Raw genomic sequence first — 17,131 nt, forward strand, 5'->3', positions numbered from 1 at the left:
AGTGGGAGAGGGCCGGCGTGAGGGATTCGCCTTAACGGCGACGCCCCAGTTTCACCGCTTTCAGCACCACAAACTTGCTGTTGGTGGCGATAGTGGTGCAGTTGCCGAAAATCTTCTTCAGCTTATGGAAGTAGTCGAGGTGACGGTTAGCCACAATATACAGCTCGCCGTTAATTTTCAGGCAACGACGCGCGTGGTGGAACATCTCCCATGCCACGTTATCAGTCAGCGCATGCTGCTGATGGAACGGCGGGTTGCACAGTACCGCGTTGAAGCGGAACGGTTCGACGCCGGAAAGCGCGTTGTTGATCATAAATTCACAACGATCGATGGCGTCCGGCAGGTTGCTTTCAACATTAAAGCGGCTGGAGGCCACCGCCATCGGTGATTCATCCACAAACACTACCGTTGCTTCTGGATTTTTCTCCAGCAACGTCAGGCCAATCACGCCGTTACCGCAGCCGAGATCAACAATCTCACCTTCCAGGTTTCCCGGCAGATGTTCCATAAAGAAGCGCGCGCCAATATCCAGCCCGGTGCGAGAGAAGACGTTCGCGTGGTTATGAATGGTCCACGAGGTGCCTTCCAGCGGCCAGCTCAGGATCTGCGATTCGTCTGCCAGCACCGGTTTAGTGAAAGTGCAGTTGATCAGACGCGCTTTCTTCCACGCAAGCGTGGTGGTAGTCGTGCCGAGGATTTTCTCGAACAGCGCCAGCGTGGAGTTGTGAATATCACGCGCTTTCGCACCGCCGATAATACGCGTTTGCGGCGTAACCACCTCGCGCAGTGCGCGCAGTTGCTGCTCAAGCAGCGCCAGCGTTTTTGGGATTTTAATCAGCACGACGGCAGGCGCAGACGGATATTCAGCAGTGCTGTCGAGGAATCTGACGCTGGATTCTTCAATGTCGTTATGGCGCAGGTTTTCGCGCGTGCCGAGCTCGCTGACGTAAGAGTCACCAATGCTGTAGGGCTTATGCTCCGCCAGCGCGCAGCTCAGTGCACCGAAGCTGTCATTGAAGATCAGGACCGGGCCGTTGATTTCGGTGTCGTCCAACTGCTGCAGCAGATACTCATCCGCCGCTTCCCACGCCTGTAGCGGGTTGACGTCGTCCGTCTCCGGGAAACGTTTCAGGTTCAGTGAACGGAAACCGTTGTCTATGTGGCTCATCGGCCCTCCAGAATGGTAAAATTTGGCGTTATCCCTGAAAAGGGTGCGTGAGTATACACTTTTTAATCCGATTTGGGGCTGTGATGACGCAACTAACTTATCTCCAGGGCTACCCAGAACACCTGCTGGCACAAGTGCGCACGCTTATCGCCGAACAGCGTTTAGGTGAGGTACTGGAGAAACGCTACCCGGGAACGCATGATTTTGCGACGGATAAAGCCCTCTGGCAGTACACGCAGGATCTGAAAAGTCAGTTTCTGCGTAATGCGCCGCCAATTAACAAGGTGATGTACGACAACAAAATCCATGTTCTGAAAAATGCGTTAGGGCTTCATACCGCCGTTTCGCGCGTTCAGGGCGGAAAGCTGAAAGCCAAAGCAGAAATTCGCGTCGCCACCGTTTTTCGCCATGCGCCAGAGCCGTTTCTGCGCATGATTGTGGTGCATGAATTAGCGCACCTGAAAGAGAAAGTGCACGACAAAGCGTTTTATCAGTTGTGCTGTCATATGGAACCGCAGTACCACCAGCTGGAGTTTGATACCCGGCTGTGGCTGACACAAATGTCATTGGGTTAAGACAAAATCTGAATTCGATTGTCGATCGTTATGAATTTATCCACTAACGTCTACAATCGACGTTCCCCCGCTTTCGTTAAGGATAACGATCAATGCTTCGCGTATTAGCCCGTTTTCTCCGTCGCCTTCTTTTTTCTCGACGCATGTTCAGGTTCGTCTGTTTTCTGCTTTTTGCGGCTATTGCTATGATTTTTTTCGCCAACCGGGAGATAGTCAAAGCAAGCCAGCAACTGACATGGAATGACGTCGATGCAATACCCACGCGCAATGTCGGCCTGCTGTTAGGCGCCAAACCGGGCAACAATTACTTCGCCCGGCGGATTAACGCGGCAGCGGCATTATTTCATGCCGGAAAAGTGAAATGGCTGCTGGTGAGCGGCGATAATGGCCGTAAAAATTACGATGAATCTTCCGGCATGCAGCAGGCGCTGATTGCCAAAGGGGTGCCCGCCAGCGCTATCTTCTGTGACTACGCCGGTTTCTCTACCCTCGACTCGGTCGTGCGTGCCAATAAAGTCTTTGGCGAAAATAACATTACGATTATCTCGCAGGAATTTCATAATCAGCGCGCCATCTGGCTGGCAAAGCAATATGGCATCGATGCTATAGGCTTTAACGCGCCAGACCTGGAGAATAAGCGTGGAACGTACACACGCCTGCGGGAAAAACTCGCCCGCGTCAGCGCACTGATTGATGCCCAAATCCTTCACAGGCAACCCAAATATCTCGGCCCCACGGTGGTGATTGGCCCAAACAGCGAGCATGGTTGCCCCGCCACGAAATAAGTGCGTTACCGCGCACTCAATTTGTCACGCCCGCGTGCTACATTGAAGGAAGATCCCCTTTTATGGAGCACGTCAGCGTCTATGATACGTTTCGCAGTCATTGGTACAAACTGGATAACCAAACAGTTTGTCGATGCCGCCCACGAGACCGGCAAATATAAGCTCACCGCTATCTACTCCCGCAGCCTTGAGCAGGCCCAAACCTTCGCCAACGATTACCCCGTCGAGCATCTCTTTACTTCGCTTGAAGCGATGGCGCAAAGTGATGCCATTGATGCGGTGTATATCGCCAGCCCAAATTCATTCCATTTCCCGCAAACGCAGCTTTTCTTAGGCCATAAAAAGCACGTGATTTGTGAGAAGCCGCTGGCGTCAAACCTGCGCGAAGTGGAAGCCGCGATTGAAACCGCGCGCGAAAATCAGGTGGTGCTATTTGAAGCGTTTAAAACTGCCAGCCTGCCAAATTTCCTGCTTTTGCAGCAGTCGTTAAGCAAAGTGGGTAAGGTGCGTAAAGCGCTCATCAACTACTGCCAGTACTCGTCCCGCTACCAGCGTTATCTCGACGGTGAAAACCCAAATACCTTTAATCCGGCGTTCTCTAACGGTTCGATTATGGATATCGGTTTTTATTGCCTGGCCTCAGCGGTCGCGCTGTGGGGCGAGCCGCACGGCGTGCAGGCATCCGCGAGCCTGCTGGAAAGCGGCGTAGATGCGCACGGTCTGGTGGTGCTCGATTATGGCGATTTCAGCGTTACCCTTCAGCACTCAAAAGTGAGTGACTCGGTGCTGCCAAGCGAAATCCAGGGCGAAGAGGGTTCGCTGGTCATTGAGAAGATTTCCGAATGCCAGAAAGTCACCTTCGTGCCGCGCGGCGGCAAAGCGCAGGATCTCACTCAGCCTCAGCATATTAATACTATGCTGTATGAAGCAGAGGTCTTTGCCCGTCTGGTCGAAACCAATGAAGTGAATCATCCGGGGCTTGCTGTCAGCCGTACAACAGCGAAACTGCAAACGGAGATTCGCCGCCAGACTGGCGTCACCTTCCCTGCTGATGACATCAGTGAGCAGGTACCAGCGTAAAGCTATGTAAAACGGATGTTACAGGTCATTGACGTCGTCGATGGCCTGTAATATTTTGTAACCTGCAAAGGGGAGTAACTTCCTTGCCGGTGGATCGTCATTACGATATGTGAAAAACCATATCCGGTCGCCGGGCAATAAAACGTATGCACCTTCGGGCAACCGTTTGAAGTGCATACTTTTTGTTGTAAGTGAGACCTTGCCGGAAGGCGAGGTCTATGCATAAAAAAGCAGCGGCTGACGTCTTCCGACATTAGCCGTTTTTTTATGCGTAAGGAAAATATCTATGAATAGTGTCGGCACACCGTTGCTGTGGGGCGGATTCGCTGTCGTCGTCGTGATCATGTTAGCCATCGACCTGATGTTGCAGGGCCGACGCGGCGCTAACGCCATGACCATGAAACAGGCTGCGGCCTGGTCTATCGTCTGGGTCACGCTCTCGTTGTTGTTCAACGCTGCCTTCTGGTGGTATCTGGCTGAGACACAGGGTCGCGCGGTGGCCGATCCACAAGCGCTCGCCTTCCTTACCGGTTATCTGATTGAGAAATCGCTGGCCGTCGATAACGTCTTCGTCTGGTTGATGCTGTTCAGCTACTTCTCCGTACCACCTGCGCTGCAACGACGCGTACTGGTTTACGGTGTGCTGGGCGCGATCGTGCTGCGTACGGTTATGATCTTCGCCGGAAGCTGGCTCATCACCCAGTTTGAATGGCTGCTGTATGTGTTCGGCGCATTCCTGCTGTTCACCGGCATCAAAATGGCGCTGGCGAAAGAAGATGAGAGCGGCATCGGCGATAAACCGCTGGTGCGCTGGCTGCGCGGTCATCTGCGCATGACCGATAAGATAGAGAGCGAGCACTTCTTTGTGCGTCAAAAAGGCGTTGTCTACGCCACGCCGCTGTTGCTGGTGCTGATTCTTGTCGAGTTCAGCGACATTATTTTCGCCGTCGACAGCATTCCGGCGATCTTCGCGGTCACTACCGATCCGTTTATCGTACTGACCTCTAACCTGTTCGCTATTCTCGGCCTGCGCGCAATGTACTTCCTGCTGGCGGGCGTGGCAGAGCGCTTCTCGATGCTTAAATATGGCCTGGCGGTGATCCTGGTGTTTATCGGTATCAAGATGCTGATTGTCGATTTCTACCATATCCCGATCGCGATTTCCCTTGGGGTCGTAGGCGGTATTCTGGTACTGACGCTGTTGATCAATGCCTGGGTCAACCACCAGAACGATAAAAAGCTGGAGACAAAATAAGAGGTGGCCCCGGTGAATTTTTCACCGGGGTTGTCCCCTTGAGTTTTCTATCAATGTCAAAATATTGTTTATAGATAGTTAAAAAATAAGATCCGCGATAAAAAACCAGTATTTTGCACTTCCCCCCGGCCGCCGTTTCTTTATACTCGACTGTGCAAACATTTGTTACATTCTGACAAAGAGTACCTCCAGAGTACGTCAGAATGGCAGCCACAACACGCTCAAGGAAACAGAAATGACAACGCAACCAACAAGCGGATTACTCCGCAGGTTCACTCAGGGTAGTCTGGTAAAAAAAATTCTCGTCGGGTTGGTTCTCGGTATTTTGCTGGCATGGGTTTCTAAACCCGCGGCTATCGCCGTTGGCCTTCTGGGTACGCTGTTCGTCGGTGCGCTGAAAGCGGTCGCCCCGGTGCTGGTACTTATGCTGGTCATGGCCTCTATCGCCAACCATCAGCAGGGTCAAAAAACCAGTATTCGCCCAATATTATTCCTTTATCTGTTAGGCACATTCAGCGCGGCGCTTACCGCTGTCGTCTTCAGTTTCCTCTTCCCCTCAACGCTGCATCTCTCAAGTTCAGCCACTGATATCGTGCCGCCTTCAGGCATCGTTGAAGTGATGCGGGGTTTGCTGATGAGCGTAGTCGCTAACCCTATTCACGCGCTGCTTAACGCTAACTATATCGGTATTCTGGTGTGGGCTGTGGGACTGGGTTTCGCGCTTCGCCATGGTAATGAATCCACCAAAAACCTGGTCAATGATTTCTCAAATGCTGTGACATTTATGGTGAAGCTGGTGATTAGCTTTGCGCCAATCGGTATCTTTGGCCTGGTGGCGTCCACCCTGGCGACGACCGGCTTCGAAACGCTTTGGGGATATGCGCAGTTGTTGCTGGTTCTGGTAGGCTGCATGTTGCTGGTCGCTCTGGTCATTAACCCGCTGCTGGTGTGGTGGAAAATCCGCCGTAACCCTTTCCCGTTGGTACTAATGTGCCTGCGTGAAAGCGGTGTCTATGCGTTCTTTACCCGCAGTTCTGCGGCCAACATTCCGGTTAATATGGCGCTGTGTGAAAAACTGAATCTGGATAAAGACACCTATTCTGTTTCTATTCCGCTGGGAGCCACCATCAATATGGCCGGCGCGGCAATCACTATCACGGTACTCACTCTGGCGGCGGTCAGCACGCTGGGTATTCCGGTTGATTTGCCCACGGCGCTGCTGCTGAGCGTCGTCGCCTCATTGTGCGCCTGTGGGGCATCCGGCGTGGCGGGCGGTTCACTGCTGCTCATTCCGCTGGCCTGTAATATGTTCGGTATTCCCAACGATATCGCCATGCAGGTGGTCGCCGTCGGCTTCATCATCGGCGTGCTGCAGGACTCCTGTGAAACGGCGCTGAACTCCTCTACCGACGTCTTGTTTACGGCTGCGGCCTGCATCGCAGAAGACGAGCGTCTGGCTAAAAACGCGCTGCGTAGTTAATTTTTTCCCCCTTCGCCGTCAGGCGGAGGGGCTTTCTTCCTGTGTTTTCTTCTCAACATTGAACGGGTCTATTCCACGACGCTGCATGCGCCAGAAACGGATAATATTCAGTCCGTTCATTACCAGAAAACTTCCTTCAATCATCGTGCCGCCAATTGAGCCAAGCCAGAAGTTATGGATAACCCAGCAGGCCGTTGAGCACCACATTACGCAGCGTACCGACAACCCTTTGCAGCGAAACAATGCCCACGTACTGGCCACCGTACCGGCAATCGGTAACAGTTCCATGGCGTGGTGTAGCTTGCTTAACCCGAGGATCAACGTCAGGGCGATAAACACAAACATCACCCAGATGCGTCGGGTATACACCGAGATGATGGTACGGATAACGTTGAGTTCGGCGCTCATCCCTGCCGGGATGGCTCCCATCAGAAAGAAATGCACGCCAATCGTCGCACTGTAGAGGGAGAGCTGAAACTTGAAGCGCCGTTCATCGCGGTTGATGAAGGTGGTGATACCGATTATAAACGCGAGTACACCTACGCCCTGGGCGAGCCAATACGCAGTCATGGAGAGGTCCTTGTTGAACACCATAAAAAAACGGCGTTTCAGGAAGTGAAACGCCGTTTTATCGTATCAGATCACATTTTTATTACAATGTGACACCGCTCTTAAAGATCGCCAGCTCGCGGAAATCATTGCGTTCGTTGCAGGTCTCTTTGCCGTTGGCAAAATCAACAATCACATCAACAAACTCGTTCAGCAACTGCGGCATCGCTTTGCCATGAATCAGCTGACCCGCGTCGAAGTCGATCCAGTGTTTTTTCTTTGCCGCCAGTTCACTGTTGGTGGCAATTTTCACCGTCGGCACAAAACCGCCGTACGGCGTGCCGCGACCGGTGCTGAACAGCACCATATGACAGCCCGCTCCCGCCAGTGCACTGGTCGCAACCGCGTCGTTACCCGGCGCGCTCAGCAGGTTCAGGCCAGGCGTTTTCAGACGTTCGCCGTAGCGCAGTACGTCCACCACTTTGCTGGAACCCGCTTTTTGCGTGCAGCCCAGCGATTTATCTTCCAGCGTGGTGATGCCACCGGCTTTGTTACCCGGTGATGGATTCTCGTAGATAGGCTGGTCATGGGCAATGAAGTACTGCTTGAAGTCATTGACCATCGTCACCAGTTTTTCAAACGTAGCTTCGTCACGGCAGTGGCTCATCAGGAGCTGTTCCGCGCCAAACATTTCCGGCACTTCGGTCAGCACGGTAGTGCCGCCGTTGGCAATCACGTAGTCGGAGAAGCGACCCAGCATTGGGTTGGCGGTGATCCCGGAGAGGCCGTCGGAACCGCCGCACTCGAGGCCAAACTTCAGCTCGCTCAGCTTGCCTGGTACGCGCTTATCATTACGCATCACGTTGTACAGCTGATGGAGATGCTCAATCCCCGCTTCCACTTCATCGTCCTGGTGTTGGCAAATCATAAAGTGAACGCGGTCGGCATCAAAGTCACCCAGCGTTTCGCGGAAGGCATCAACCTGGTTGTTTTCACAGCCAAGACCAATCACCAGCACCGCGCCCGCGTTAGGGTGACGCACCATGTTTTGCAGCATGGTGCGGGTATTAATATGGTCGTCGCCCAGTTGAGAGCAGCCGTAGGTGTGACTGAAGAGATGCACGCCATCGGTACCTTCGGCGTCATTGGTCTCTTTCAGGAAGCGAGTCTGGATCTGACGCGCGATGCCGTTAACACAGCCCACAGTAGGCAGGATCCAGATTTCGTTACGCACCCCAACGTCACCGTTAGCGCGACGATAAATGTTGATATCGCGATCTGCCGGTTGCGCCGCTTCAGGCTGGAAATCGGGTTGATAGCTATACGTATCCAGATCGCTCAGATTGGTACGCGTATTGTGCGAGTGAATATGTTCACCTGCCGCAATATCTACCAGCGCATGGCCAATCGGTAAACCATACTTAATGACGTTTTCACCTTTGGCGATAGGGCACAACGTGAATTTATGCCCACGCGCTACCGCCTGACGGAGCGTTACCGTCTGGTTGTCGACCGAAACTTCCGTGCCTTCAGCCAAATCCGCTAATGCTACCGCAACGTTATCCAGCGCATGGATCTTGATGTATTGCATATCAACCCCGGACCTTAGTTCAGTTCAATGGCGAAGTAGTCACGCGCATTGTTAAAGCAAATGTTTTTCACCATCTCGCCCAGCAGGTTGATATCCGCCGGCGCTTCGCCCGCAGCCACCCAGCGGCCAATCATCTGGCACAGGATGCGACGGAAGTATTCGTGACGGGTATACGACAGGAAGCTGCGGCTATCGGTCAGCATGCCAACGAAACGGCTCAGCAGGCCCAACTGTGCGAGCTGAGTCATCTGACGTTCCATGCCGTCTTTCTGATCGTTGAACCACCAGCCGGAACCGAACTGCATTTTGCCCGGCATCCCTTCGCCCTGGAAGTTACCGATCATGGTGCCCAGCACTTCGTTGTCGCGCGGGTTCAGACAGTACAGGATGGTTTTCGGCAGCAGATTCTGTTCGTTCTGTTTGCTCAGCAGTTTAGAGAGCTCTTCCGCCATCGGACGGTCATTGATGGAGTCGAAACCGACGTCCGCGCCCAGCAGTTTGAACTGACGCAGGTTGTTATTACGCAGCGCACCAATGTGATACTGCTGTACCCATTCGCGACGGGCGTATTCTGCGCCGAGGAAGACCAGTACCGCCGTTTTGAACTGGGCGACTTCATGCTCGTTCAGGGTTTCACCCGCCAGACGACGCGCCAGGATGCTATCCAGCTCGGCTTCACTCGCTTCGGCGAACATGACCACATCCAGCGCGTGGTCAGACACTTTACAGCCGTGCGCGGCGAAGTGGTCCAGACGTTTGGTCAGCGCGGTTTGCAGGTCGGTGAAACGACGGATATCGATGTCAGACACTTCACCCAGTTTCGCCATGTAGTCGTTGAAGGTGGACTGCTCAATGTTGAACGCTTTATCCGGACGCCAGCTCGGCAGGACTTTGATGGAGAAAGTGCTGTCCTGGGCAACGGTCGCATGATGTTCCAGCGAGTCGATCGGGTCATCGGTGGTGCCGACCATTTTCACGTTCATCTGCTGCATGATGCCACGTGCGGAGAACGTGTCCTGCGCCAGCAGTTCGTTGCATTCATTCCAGATTTCGTCCGCGGTAGACGGCGAAAGCAGTTTGCCGGTGATGCCAAACGGACGGCGCAGTTCAAGGTGCGTCCAGTGGTATAACGGGTTGCCAATGGTGTGTGGCACGGTCGCCGCCCACGCATCAAACTTTTCACGGTCAGACGCATCACCGGTACACAGACGCTCAGCGACACCGTTGGTACGCATGGCGCGCCACTTATAGTGATCGCCTTTGAGCCAGATGTCATACAGGTTGTTGAAACGGTAGTTTTCAGCAATCTGCTGCGGCGGGAGATGGCAATGATAGTCAAAAATCGGCTGATCTTTTGCGTAGTCGTGGTACAGACGGCGGGCAAATTCGGTATCTAACAGAAAATCTTCAGTCATAAACGGGGTCATTATCGTCTTCCTCTCACGAGTGGTCAGATGTTTATCTGTAATGCCGACAAAGTTATCACACCAATTTCGTCAAGCCGAAGATTTTTTCGTGAGTTAGATCAATAAAAATTGACAAAAAATGACATTAAAAAACTAAAAAAAGCGACCAAAGCCGCGCCATGACTGACTTCAAGCCCTACCACCTATACCCACACGTAAAATACCTCTTTTGTGACAGCATTCACCTTTTAAAGTTGTATGACAAGTTATTGTGCACCCCGTCAAACATAAGCCGACGGAATGCATTGTTGGTGAAAGATACACCTGACTTAACGGTACGGATACCGAATTAAGCACAAGTACGAAGGCAAGGTTCGGGTCGTACCGGGTTCTCCCGGTAAGCCCCTCGATTGAGACATCCTCCCGTAGTACTGGATGAAGACCGTATGAAGATGCGGAATAACGACACGATGAGGTTTACATGCGTAAAATTAAAGGATTACGTTGGTACATGATCGCACTGGTGACGCTGGGCACCGTGCTGGGTTACCTGACGCGTAATACCGTTGCAGCCGCTGCTCCAACCCTGATGGAAGAGCTGCACATTTCTACACAGCAATACTCCTATATCATTGCCGCTTACTCCGCGGCCTATACGGTAATGCAGCCTGTTGCCGGTTATGTGCTGGATATTTTGGGCACCAAAATTGGTTACGCCTTCTTCGCCGTTGCCTGGGCTGTCTTCTGCGGCGCAACCGCATTAGCAGGTAGCTGGGGTGGGCTGGCGCTGGCGCGAGGTGCGGTCGGTGCGGCAGAAGCTGCGATGATCCCGGCTGGCCTGAAAGCGAGCTCCGAATGGTTCCCGGCGAAAGAGCGCTCTATCGCGGTCGGTTACTTCAACGTCGGTTCTTCAATCGGTGCGATGATTGCGCCTCCGTTGGTGGTATGGGCAATCGTCATGCACAGCTGGCAGATGGCATTTATTATCTCCGGTGTGCTGAGCTTCGCCTGGGCGATGGCATGGCTTATCTTCTACAAACACCCGCGTGACCAGAAAAAACTGACCGACGAAGAACGCGACTACATCATTAACGGCCAGGAAGCCCAGCACCAGGTCGGTACGGCGAAGAAAATGTCCGTGGGTCAGATTCTGCGTAACCGTCAGTTCTGGGGTATCGCCCTGCCACGTTTCCTGGCAGAGCCTGCCTGGGGTACTTTCAATGCCTGGATCCCGCTGTTCATGTTTAAAGTGTATGGCTTTAACCTGAAAGAAATCGCCATGTTCGCCTGGATGCCAATGCTGTTTGCTGACCTGGGTTGTATCGTGGGGGGTTACCTGCCGCCGCTGTTCCAGCGCTGGTTTGGCGTGAACCTGATTGTTTCCCGTAAAATGGTTGTCACCCTGGGCGCCCTGCTGATGATTGGCCCAGGTATGATTGGTCTGTTCACCAGCCCGTATGTTGCAATCGGCCTGCTGTGCATCGGTGGCTTTGCTCACCAGGCACTGTCTGGCGCGCTGATTACGCTCTCTTCTGACGTATTCGGTCGTAACGAAGTGGCCACGGCTAACGGCTTGACCGGGATGTCCGCCTGGCTGGCAAGTACTCTGTTCGCCCTGGTGGTCGGTGCGCTGGCAGATACCATCGGCTTCAGCCCGCTGTTCGCGGTATTGGCCATCTTCGACCTGCTGGGTGCATTGGTCATCTGGACGGTATTGAAAAACAAACCGGCTGAAGAGGTTGAGCAAGAAACGCACCAACCGGCCACGCAAAGCTAGTTTGAGAGTGTTAAACCTGTAGCAAAAGCCGCCGATTATGGCGGCTTTTTCATGCGGCGTTATGGTTAGATCCTCGTAAAAGTGGTATAACAAATCTAATCTGCCGTACCCTGCCTGGAGAGAATATGGAAATCACTGACGCACGTCGTTTATATCAGCAACTTGCCGCTGAGCTGAAAGAGCGCATTGAGCAAGGCGTTTATCTCGTGGGCGACAAACTGCCTGCCGAGCGCTTTATTGCTGACGAAAAATGCGTGAGCCGTACAGTGGTTCGTGAAGCCATTATCATGCTGGAAGTCGAAGGCTACGTTGAAGTGCGCAAAGGCTCCGGCATCCATGTTATTTCCAATACGCCACGCCATCAGCAGGCGCCTGACGAATCCATGGAATTCGCCAATTACGGCCCGTTCGAGCTGCTCCAGGCCCGTCAGCTCATTGAAAGTAATATCGCCGAATTTGCCGCTACCCAGGTGACCAAGCAGGACATCATGAAGCTGATGGAGATCCAGGACAAAGCGCGCAACGAGAAGTGTTTCCGCGACTCCGAATGGGATTTGCAATTCCACATTCAGGTCGCGATGGCCACGCAGAATACCGCCCTTGCCGCCATCGTCGAGAAAATGTGGACCCAGCGTAGCCATAACCCGTACTGGAAAAAACTGCATGAACATATTGATGCGCGTACGGTCGATAACTGGTGCGATGACCATGACCAAATCCTGAAAGCGTTGATCCGCAAAGACCCACATGCTGCCAAACTGGCGATGTGGCAGCATCTGGAAAACACCAAGCTGATGTTGTTCAACGAAACCAGCGATGACTTCGAATTTAATGCCGATCGCTACCTTTTCGCTGAAAACCCGGTTGTGCATCTCGACACGGCCGCCAACGGCACTAAATAATCGTCTATCCCTTATCAGGCCAGTCTTCGGACTGGCCTGACGTTTAATGTGGGTAAGCAAAACATATATAGTGTCAGCCTTTGTAAATACCCTCGCCTCTCCCCCACACAACACGCAAAATCAAACCTCAACAAACTGCAAAATCTGTGACGTAAAACTCAGGCGTTTGTTACAATTAGATGCATTTTGTCGTTCTGTGAGTTAGCAATTGCTTACTTCGCCATTAACAAGGATGTGTTTACCGCGACCGATTAAAATATAAACAATGTCGCAGTGCGTTCAGGCGTTACGTTAATCGTTGTACCAGGAATCGTGAATGGAACTATTATCCCAGTTATTAAATGCGTTATGGAGCCAGGATTTCGAAACCCTGTCGAATCCGTCCATGATTGGCATGCTCTACTTCGTCTTGTTTATGATCCTGTTCCTTGAGAACGGGCTGTTACCTGCCGCCTTCTTGCCAGGCGATAGCCTGCTGGTGCTGATTGGCGTTCTGATTGCCAAAGGCGCGCTGGGTTTCCCACAAACCATTCTTTTGCTTACCACCGCCGCAAGTCTGGGCTGCTGGCTCAGTTATATTCAGGGGCGATGGCTGGGGAATACGCGCATTGTGCAGAACTGGCTTTCGCATCTTCCGGCCCACTATCACCAACGCGCGCATCATCTGTTCCATAAACATGGGCTCTCTGCGTTGCTGATTGGCCGTTTCATCGCTTTCGTACGTACCCTTCTGCCAACCATCGCCGGGATATCCGGGCTGAGCAATGCGCGCTTCCAGTTCTTTAACTGGATGAGTGGCCTGCTGTGGGTGCTTATCCTGACTTCGCTGGGGTACCTGCTTGGCAAAACGCCGGTATTCCTGAAGTATGAAGATGCGTTGATGTCCTGTCTGATGCTGTTGCCGGTAGCGTTGTTGATAATTGGCCTGGTAGGGTCGCTGGTTGTTCTGTGGAAGAAAAAATACGGCAACCGGAGCTCATAATGGAGCTGAAACAGGTCACGCTACGTCGATTTACCCTGAGCCTTGGCGCATTATTGCTGTTTTGCGCCATTCTCTGGCTCTGCGCGACGTTACAGCAGAAAGAATCCACGCTGGCGATTCGCCCACTCAATCAGGGCGTCAGCATGCCGGATGGCTTCTCCATCTGGCATCATCTGGATGCTAACGGTATTCAGTTCAAGAGCATTACGCCGCAAAACGACGCGCTGCTGATTAAATTTGAGTCCAGCGCGCAAAGCGCCGCAGCCAAAAAGGTGCTCGACAGCACGCTGCCGCATGAGTACATCATCGCCCAACAAGATGACGATCGCGATGCCTCCACCTGGCTTTCGCTATTGCGCGACACGCCGCATCGCTTTGGATAATTCTGTATCTAATCACTGGCTTTGGTGATTTCCCTTTTTTCTAACTATGCTTAAGTAAGTGGGCGTAACCTATCACCCCACATTACTGGAACCCGTACATTCCTGATGTACTTAACACAATGGAAGGTTTCTTACATGAAATACCGCATCGCACTGACCATCGCTCTTCTGTCCCTTACTGCTGGCGCTAGCGCGACCACGCTCTGTCAGGAGAAAGAACAGGACATCCAGCGTGAGATAAGCTATGCCGAAAAGCATAACAATCAAAACCGTATAAATGGCCTGAAAAAAGCGTTAAGTGAGGTCAAAGCACACTGTTCCGACAGTAAGCTACGCGCCGACCATCAGGAAAAAATTGCCGAGCAGAAAGAAGAGATCGCTGAACGTCAGCGTGACCTGCAGGAAGCAAAGCAAAAAGGCGATGCGGATAAAATTAGCAAGCGCGAGCGTAAACTCGCGGAATCTCAGCACGAGCTTAAAGAACTGGAGTCTCGCCAGTACTAAGCACATGGACATTCAAACAGGAGAGCATCATGTCTAAAGATACCAATGCAGATAATCTGCGCGCGGAACTGAAATCACTGGCTGACACCCTGGAAGAAGTACTGAATAGCTCCTCTGATAAGTCTAAAGAAGAGATAAGTAAGCTGCGCAGCAAAGCGGAAAGCGCACTGAAAGAGAGCCGCCATCGTCTGGGCGAAACCAGCGATGCACTGGCCAAACAAACCCGCGAAGCCGCGGCGCGTGCCGATGGCTATGTACGTGAAAATCCCTGGACCGGTGTAGGAATTGGCGCGGCGGTGGGTCTGGTGCTGGGCGTACTGCTGACGCGTCGCTAATAATGGCGGATTATCAACACACACAAGGCCCGGGGAAAAACATCCTCGGCATCGGCCAACGTCTGGTAACCGTACTGGTGCAGATGGTTGAGACGCGGGTGCGCCTTGCGGTGGTGGAGCTGGAAGAAGAGAAAGCCAACATCTTCCAGCTATTACTGCTGGTTGGCTTAACCCTGCTGTTTGCCGCTTTCGGTCTGATGAGCCTGCTGGTCCTGATTATCTGGGCAGTCGATCCACAATATCGGCTGAACGTGATGATTGGTACCACCGTCACCTTACTGGTGCTGGCGTTAATCGGCGGCCTTTGGACGTTACGTAAAGTGCGACGCTCAACCCTGCTGCGTCACACACGTCACGAACTGGCCAACGACCGGGCGCTGCTGGAGGACGATCGTGAGTAACCGAAAGGAGCGTGAGGCGCGTAAGGCGTATTTGCTGAGCCAGATTCAGCAACAGCGGCTGGACTTAAGTGCGGGCCGACGCGACTGGCTGGAACTCACCCACGTCTATGACCGTAAATGGGCGATGCTGCTCAGCCTGCGGACCTGGGCGCTGGCGGGGAGCGGTGTGTTCGCCGTCTGGGGTTTACGTCAGCCGAACAGGCTGGTGCGCTGGGCACGACGCGGATTCAGCGTCTGGAGCGCCTGGCGGCTGGTGAAAAATACGCTGCGTTAATCTGACACAGGGCCCGGTATACCATGCCGGGCCTTGTTTTTAGGCGAGCGCTTCTATCTCGGCAACAGCCAGGCCGGTGGTTTTGGCGATAATCGCCACGTCGATGCCGGTGGCTAATAGTGCCTGGGCGATTTGGCGTTTGGCAGTGCGTTCGCCCCTATCAAAACCCTTATCGAGCCCTTTACTAAAACCTTCGCGACGCCCTTTGTTCATCCCTAACCGACGGCCAAAATCGATCCCTTTTTCCCGCTCTTTTTCCATCCACTCCGCAATCGTCATCAACGTCTCCTTGTGTTGAGGTACCTTACGCGCCAGCCGGCGAAAAAAGACGAACAGACTGGCGGAATGGCCGGCCTGCGCGATATAGCTCATCATCGCATCGAACTGGCTTTGGGTAGTGTAACCTGGCGCTAAAAGCCTTGCCAGCGCATCGGTGAGCTCAAGAAGATCGCGGCGGCGAATATGCTTTTGTAGAAATTCCAGCACCGCCATTCGCCGATGCGTGGCGATCTCATCGTCTGACAGCACCGTGATATCCACCAGCGGCAGCGCCTCGAAATAGACCTGTTTCGCCAGTGCCGGATGACTAAACGCTTCCCACCAGCGCATGGAATAGGGATAAGGGCTGCGTTCGCCATGATAAAACAGAATCGGAATAACCAAAGGCAACTGGTTATCGACGTTTTTGAGATGGCGATGCATCGCGGAAAAGGCATAGTACATCAGGCGAAAGGTCATGTTCTTCTGGGCCGTGCTTTGATGCTCAACCAGCGCATAGACATAACCTTTTCCCTGCACGGTATCCACGGACCACAGCACATCGGAGTGTGTTTCCTTCAGCTCCTCATCGATAAAACTGCTCGATTCCAGCTGCAGCGTCGACAGGTCGCACTGCGCACGTAAAGGGGCGGGGAGATGAATCGTCAGAAAGTCGCGAGCGGTTTCCGGGTGGGTCATGAACGTTTTAAAAACAGCATCATGCGGTGTTGGGGTCGTTGTTTCAGTCATGACATCCTGTCCAATAAGTGTCCTGTGCCGAGTATCCTGCCGATAACCCTTGCCGTCAGCAGCCAATTCCCCTCTTCCCGAGCAGCCTCGACAAAAATATTCATCTTGCATTGCATTACTCAGAATTTTTGAAGCAATTCGACAGTTTTCCTTGCTAACAATTGATCCAGGCCGCAGGTATTCTTCTTTCCATCGACAGCAGGCACACAGCATCAACGTGTATTTGCACAATAAATAACATTGTTCGCCCGATGGGTTTCCTGGAGTTATAAGATGAAAAAATTAGAAGATGTTGGTGTACTGGTAGCGCGCATTCTGATGCCAATCCTGTTTATTACCGCAGGTTGGGGCAAAATCACCGGTTATGCGGGTACCCAACAATATATGGAAGCAATGGGCGTCCCTGGCTTTATGCTGCCGCTGGTTATCCTGCTTGAGTTTGGCGGCGGTCTGGCAGTGCTGTTTGGTTTCCTGACCCGTACCACCGCACTGTTTACTGCGGGCTTCACCATCCTGACCGCGTTCCTGTTCCACAGCAACTTCGCGGAAGGTGTAAACTCGCTGATGTTCATGAAAAACCTCACCATCGCGGGCGGTTTCCTGCTGCTGGCTATCACTGGCCCGGGCGCATTCAGCATCGACCGCGTGCTGAATAAAAAATGGTAATCGCACTATA

General features: G+C 52.9%; 19 protein-coding genes. 14 read left to right on the plus strand and 5 right to left on the minus strand.

The annotated features are described in order from the left end of the window. Positions 1 to 31 precede the first annotated feature (31 nt). Positions 32 to 1,168: a 23S rRNA (guanine(1835)-N(2))-methyltransferase RlmG gene (gene rlmG / locus NMC31_RS14970; RefSeq protein ID WP_253898344.1), complete on the minus strand. Its 1,137-nt coding sequence runs from the start codon at positions 1,166 to 1,168 to the stop codon at positions 32 to 34. An 83-nt stretch (positions 1,169 to 1,251) separates the two neighbouring features. On the opposite strand from rlmG, the gene NMC31_RS14975 reads away from it, so the two are divergent. From NMC31_RS14975 to sstT, 5 genes are all read left to right on the plus strand, one after another. Continuing rightward, positions 1,252 to 1,743, plus strand: coding sequence for a M48 family metallopeptidase (locus NMC31_RS14975; protein ID WP_253898345.1), 492 nt, complete (start codon positions 1,252 to 1,254; stop codon positions 1,741 to 1,743). Between the two features lie 92 nt (positions 1,744 to 1,835). Next, a complete protein-coding gene (locus NMC31_RS14980; RefSeq protein WP_253898346.1) occupies positions 1,836 to 2,528 on the plus strand; it encodes a SanA/YdcF family protein in 693 nt (230 codons plus the stop codon). Between the two features lie 81 nt (positions 2,529 to 2,609). Beyond that, a complete protein-coding gene (locus tag NMC31_RS14985; protein ID WP_253898347.1) occupies positions 2,610 to 3,608 on the plus strand; it encodes a Gfo/Idh/MocA family protein in 999 nt (332 codons plus the stop codon). A gap of 286 nt (positions 3,609 to 3,894) precedes the next feature. Then, complete coding sequence (locus tag NMC31_RS14990) at positions 3,895 to 4,863, plus strand: TerC family protein (protein ID WP_253898348.1); 969 nt, start codon at positions 3,895 to 3,897, stop codon at positions 4,861 to 4,863. A gap of 235 nt (positions 4,864 to 5,098) precedes the next feature. After that, complete coding sequence (gene sstT, locus NMC31_RS14995; RefSeq protein WP_253898349.1) at positions 5,099 to 6,343, plus strand: serine/threonine transporter SstT; 1,245 nt, start codon at positions 5,099 to 5,101, stop codon at positions 6,341 to 6,343. A gap of 18 nt (positions 6,344 to 6,361) precedes the next feature. Here sstT and NMC31_RS15000 read toward each other — a convergent pair whose 3' ends face one another. The 3 genes from NMC31_RS15000 to uxaC form a co-directional block, all read right to left on the minus strand. Further along, complete coding sequence (locus NMC31_RS15000) at positions 6,362 to 6,913, minus strand: YgjV family protein (protein WP_149463935.1); 552 nt, start codon at positions 6,911 to 6,913, stop codon at positions 6,362 to 6,364. Between the two features lie 82 nt (positions 6,914 to 6,995). Beyond that, positions 6,996 to 8,483: a UxaA family hydrolase gene (locus NMC31_RS15005; RefSeq protein ID WP_253898350.1), complete on the minus strand. Its 1,488-nt coding sequence runs from the start codon at positions 8,481 to 8,483 to the stop codon at positions 6,996 to 6,998. A gap of 14 nt (positions 8,484 to 8,497) precedes the next feature. Then, positions 8,498 to 9,910, minus strand: coding sequence for a glucuronate isomerase (gene uxaC / locus NMC31_RS15010; protein WP_253898351.1), 1,413 nt, complete (start codon positions 9,908 to 9,910; stop codon positions 8,498 to 8,500). A 460-nt stretch (positions 9,911 to 10,370) separates the two neighbouring features. Here uxaC and exuT point away from each other — a divergent pair, with 460 nt between their 5' ends. The 8 genes from exuT (at position 10,371) to NMC31_RS15050 (ending at position 15,447) form a co-directional block, all read left to right on the plus strand. Beyond that, entirely contained in the window at positions 10,371 to 11,666 is a 1,296-nt protein-coding gene (exuT, locus tag NMC31_RS15015) for a hexuronate transporter ExuT (RefSeq protein WP_149463938.1), read from the plus strand. Positions 11,667 to 11,791: 125 nt separating this feature from the next. Beyond that, on the plus strand, positions 11,792 to 12,568 hold the full coding sequence (exuR, locus tag NMC31_RS15020; RefSeq protein WP_253898352.1) for a transcriptional regulator ExuR: 777 nt from the start codon (positions 11,792 to 11,794) through the stop codon (positions 12,566 to 12,568). Positions 12,569 to 12,884: 316 nt separating this feature from the next. Further along, entirely contained in the window at positions 12,885 to 13,550 is a 666-nt protein-coding gene (yqjA, locus tag NMC31_RS15025) for a DedA family general envelope maintenance protein YqjA (RefSeq protein ID WP_108475034.1), read from the plus strand. Beyond that, positions 13,550 to 13,933 carry an EnvZ/OmpR regulon moderator MzrA gene (mzrA, locus tag NMC31_RS15030; RefSeq protein WP_253898353.1) on the plus strand — a complete coding sequence of 128 codons (384 nt, stop codon included), beginning with the start codon at positions 13,550 to 13,552 and terminating at the stop codon, positions 13,931 to 13,933. Before yqjA ends, mzrA begins: the two co-directional genes overlap by 1 nt. Positions 13,934 to 14,068: 135 nt before the next feature. Further along, positions 14,069 to 14,437: a DUF1090 domain-containing protein gene (locus tag NMC31_RS15035; RefSeq protein ID WP_149463940.1), complete on the plus strand. Its 369-nt coding sequence runs from the start codon at positions 14,069 to 14,071 to the stop codon at positions 14,435 to 14,437. 29 nt (positions 14,438 to 14,466) lie between these two features. Beyond that, positions 14,467 to 14,772 (plus strand): ElaB/YgaM/YqjD family protein, encoded by a 306-nt coding sequence (locus NMC31_RS15040; RefSeq protein WP_015962914.1) that lies wholly within the window; start codon positions 14,467 to 14,469, stop codon positions 14,770 to 14,772. 2 nt (positions 14,773 to 14,774) lie between these two features. Further along, positions 14,775 to 15,173, plus strand: a complete 399-nt coding sequence (locus NMC31_RS15045) for a phage holin family protein (protein WP_015962913.1) — start codon at positions 14,775 to 14,777, stop codon at positions 15,171 to 15,173. Then, positions 15,166 to 15,447 carry a YqjK-like family protein gene (locus tag NMC31_RS15050; RefSeq protein WP_015962912.1) on the plus strand — a complete coding sequence of 94 codons (282 nt, stop codon included), beginning with the start codon at positions 15,166 to 15,168 and terminating at the stop codon, positions 15,445 to 15,447. Before NMC31_RS15045 ends, NMC31_RS15050 begins: the two co-directional genes overlap by 8 nt. A 39-nt stretch (positions 15,448 to 15,486) precedes the next feature. On the opposite strand, the gene NMC31_RS15055 is transcribed toward NMC31_RS15050, so the two are convergent. Further along, entirely contained in the window at positions 15,487 to 16,455 is a 969-nt protein-coding gene (locus NMC31_RS15055) for an Rpn family recombination-promoting nuclease/putative transposase (RefSeq protein WP_253898354.1), read from the minus strand. A gap of 273 nt (positions 16,456 to 16,728) precedes the next feature. Here NMC31_RS15055 and NMC31_RS15060 point away from each other — a divergent pair, with 273 nt between their 5' ends. Further along, a complete protein-coding gene (locus tag NMC31_RS15060; RefSeq protein WP_015962910.1) occupies positions 16,729 to 17,121 on the plus strand; it encodes a DoxX family protein in 393 nt (130 codons plus the stop codon). Positions 17,122 to 17,131: the final 10 nt, after the last annotated feature.

This window comes from Pseudocitrobacter vendiensis, from assembly GCF_943590815.1.
Lineage (GTDB): Bacteria > Pseudomonadota > Gammaproteobacteria > Enterobacterales > Enterobacteriaceae > Pseudocitrobacter > Pseudocitrobacter vendiensis.

What these genes read in the sequence shown, in the direction of transcription:
- rlmG (WP_253898344.1), bottom strand. Translation starts at nt 1,168, where the DNA reads ATGAGCCACATAGACAACGGTTTCCGTTCACTGAACCTGAAACGTTTC.
- NMC31_RS14975 (WP_253898345.1), top strand. Translation starts at nt 1,252, where the DNA reads ATGACGCAACTAACTTATCTCCAGGGCTACCCAGAACACCTGCTGGCA.
- NMC31_RS14980 (WP_253898346.1), top strand. Translation starts at nt 1,836, where the DNA reads ATGCTTCGCGTATTAGCCCGTTTTCTCCGTCGCCTTCTTTTTTCTCGA.
- NMC31_RS14985 (WP_253898347.1), top strand. Translation starts at nt 2,610, where the DNA reads ATGATACGTTTCGCAGTCATTGGTACAAACTGGATAACCAAACAGTTT.
- NMC31_RS14990 (WP_253898348.1), top strand. Translation starts at nt 3,895, where the DNA reads ATGAATAGTGTCGGCACACCGTTGCTGTGGGGCGGATTCGCTGTCGTC.
- sstT (WP_253898349.1), top strand. Translation starts at nt 5,099, where the DNA reads ATGACAACGCAACCAACAAGCGGATTACTCCGCAGGTTCACTCAGGGT.
- NMC31_RS15000 (WP_149463935.1), bottom strand. Translation starts at nt 6,913, where the DNA reads ATGACTGCGTATTGGCTCGCCCAGGGCGTAGGTGTACTCGCGTTTATA.
- NMC31_RS15005 (WP_253898350.1), bottom strand. Translation starts at nt 8,483, where the DNA reads ATGCAATACATCAAGATCCATGCGCTGGATAACGTTGCGGTAGCATTA.
- uxaC (WP_253898351.1), bottom strand. Translation starts at nt 9,910, where the DNA reads ATGACCCCGTTTATGACTGAAGATTTTCTGTTAGATACCGAATTTGCC.
- exuT (WP_149463938.1), top strand. Translation starts at nt 10,371, where the DNA reads ATGCGTAAAATTAAAGGATTACGTTGGTACATGATCGCACTGGTGACG.
- exuR (WP_253898352.1), top strand. Translation starts at nt 11,792, where the DNA reads ATGGAAATCACTGACGCACGTCGTTTATATCAGCAACTTGCCGCTGAG.
- yqjA (WP_108475034.1), top strand. Translation starts at nt 12,885, where the DNA reads ATGGAACTATTATCCCAGTTATTAAATGCGTTATGGAGCCAGGATTTC.
- mzrA (WP_253898353.1), top strand. Translation starts at nt 13,550, where the DNA reads ATGGAGCTGAAACAGGTCACGCTACGTCGATTTACCCTGAGCCTTGGC.
- NMC31_RS15035 (WP_149463940.1), top strand. Translation starts at nt 14,069, where the DNA reads ATGAAATACCGCATCGCACTGACCATCGCTCTTCTGTCCCTTACTGCT.
- NMC31_RS15040 (WP_015962914.1), top strand. Translation starts at nt 14,467, where the DNA reads ATGTCTAAAGATACCAATGCAGATAATCTGCGCGCGGAACTGAAATCA.
- NMC31_RS15045 (WP_015962913.1), top strand. Translation starts at nt 14,775, where the DNA reads ATGGCGGATTATCAACACACACAAGGCCCGGGGAAAAACATCCTCGGC.
- NMC31_RS15055 (WP_253898354.1), bottom strand. Translation starts at nt 16,455, where the DNA reads ATGACTGAAACAACGACCCCAACACCGCATGATGCTGTTTTTAAAACG.
- NMC31_RS15060 (WP_015962910.1), top strand. Translation starts at nt 16,729, where the DNA reads ATGAAAAAATTAGAAGATGTTGGTGTACTGGTAGCGCGCATTCTGATG.